Origin of the sequence: Ferruginibacter sp. HRS2-29, assembly GCF_024343615.1 — a bacterium.
GTDB lineage: Bacteria > Bacteroidota > Bacteroidia > Chitinophagales > Chitinophagaceae > Ferruginibacter.
Genome location: NZ_RJUB01000134.1, coordinates 1 through 2,075, shown reverse-complemented (window position 1 = coordinate 2,075; position 2,075 = coordinate 1). Strand labels below are relative to the sequence as shown.

At 40.1% G+C, this 2,075-nt stretch carries 1 protein-coding gene and 1 pseudogene; both read right to left on the bottom strand.

Translation table 11 applies throughout. The annotated features are described in order from the left end of the window. Positions 1-562 precede the first annotated feature (562 nt). Positions 563-1,072, bottom strand: a complete 510-nt coding sequence (locus EGI32_RS14630; RefSeq protein ID WP_255156106.1) for a hypothetical protein — start codon at positions 1,070-1,072, stop codon at positions 563-565. Between the two features lie 10 nt (positions 1,073-1,082). Further along, positions 1,083-2,075: pseudogene (locus EGI32_RS14625) on the bottom strand (hypothetical protein); the annotation flags it as partial.

The window sequence follows — 2,075 nt, the reverse complement described above, 5'->3', positions numbered from 1 at the left end:
TTCAGTAAGCGCTTTTTTGCGTTTTGTTGGATTTTTGAGTTTTTAAAAATCGGGCCTCCGTACCCACTTTTTTTTAGCGATGCTCTATAGGTACGGTCTGTACCCACCCTGTACCTTTAAAAAAAAGTGGGTACGGAGGCCCAGTTTTCAAAAACTACTTTTTTTAAGATCTGTATTTTTTCTCCATTTTGTTATGGCAGTCCGGGGAGGCTTCTACCAATGTGGGCACATTAGTTTTCGCCCCAGGTAAAGAAATGGTCTCTGCGCTCGTGGCAGGCCGGGAGGCCACGCCACGGCATTCAGCTTTCGAAAACTCTTTTGTTAGTACTGCTGGCCGTGGTTGGTGGCCGGGAGGTGCAACCATTGCAAATAATAAATAACCAGTTTATACAACGGCTCGCTCTTCCCGTCTTCCCGGCAAAACCTCCCGCTAAATTCCTGGCTAATATATCTGCGGTGGAAATTGCCCCTACGCCGCGGCGTGTCCTCCCGGCCAGCCGCGTTCCGTTTTAACAAACTTCCAATAAACTGACCGGATCGCTTCCACCTTTTTATTCGGAAATCAAAATTTGAGAGTAATTTTCTTTTCTTGATTTAGAGGAATTCCTCGCCTTAGTTTTTCTTCGGGTAATGTCATAAGAGAGAATTCAACTAGAGGGGATTGGTCATTAACACGCTCTTCCATCGACTGTTTAGTATTGATGAAGGAAAACAAAAAAACCGCTTTTTTTGATGTTGAAGTTTCATCGGAAGCGTCCAAAATCCATTTGCCGTTAGTAGGTTGAAACAAAGAGAATATGTACTTCCTGATCTGAGGATGTAATGGCGATAGAGAATTTTCTAAAATCTCAAAATCGTTATAACTACCATCAAGATTAACTGTAAATATCACGTAACAATCGTAAGAATGGGTTAGAAATGAAATTTTATCTTTACTCTGATTGTTAATACTGTCAAAATATGCATTCAAATTATCTTCGGGATAATCTTTCAAGGACAACCCATTATTTTTTTGGGCTAAACCGATAACAGTAAATAAAAAGAAAGAAATTAATAAAAAAGTCTGTTTCATAAGTTAGGTTTTAGCAAAAAGGTACTCCCAATATAGCTGCTCTATATTTTTGGGCAATATCTATTGCATTTAAAATGTTTTGAAAATAGGTTGTAATAGAAAAAGTATTTTTAATGGCATTTATTTCACCCGTACCTGGGTCACGGTAAGCTTCATCTAATCCATCCATTCCTAGAGCTATTGCTTCATGATCGTCTATTAAAGGAAACAATTCTTTTAAAGATTCTCTAATTGCCAAAGGAATTTTATTTTCAAACATATAAACATGATGATTTTTTGACGTTTGCGAGTAATTTCCTGTAACAGTTAAATCAGGACGCCGAACAAGAAGAATTCCATGCATTAACTCATGTAAAATTACAGCTGAAACCCATTCTCGTGAAGAATTCTGAAACATTGATGGATTCAAGGCAATTTGAATATTATTTGTCCCATCCGGTAATATGCTAATTGTGGTCTGTGCTGGCACCGGCAACCCATTATTTCCAACTAACGCATTATCCTCAGTGTAAGTTGCCTTAAACTTTTGTTGTGTCCCACTTGGATTTGTAAAATTTTGGGAATGATAGGTTCTTAATATGAAAGATTTATGTCCTATTACCCCCAGGGAAGTCAAAACCGCCGTGAGACATGGATCATCAATACCAGATAAATCAATGTTTGTTATTGTTGCTGGTGCTACATAAGGTGGCGGATCGTCTTCAACAGGAATAGGAGTCCACCCACCACCGCCTCCCCCGGTACAAGGTGTATTTCCCCTTGCTCCTATTGGGCCCCCACAAGGGGGAGGATTAGGGACTCCTCCGCCGCCGCCTCCACTTCCTCCGCTACCACCACTTCCTCCGGTTTCAACCATTCCTGTCCAGCAATACATTACATTTAAAAATTTTGTACAATAAGCTAAACAATGATCACAAGCTCCTCCGATACCCCTACACTGACCTGGATTAGGGCATGCGTTCCAGGATATTTCTGTAGGAGAACAATACTCTACTGCTACTAA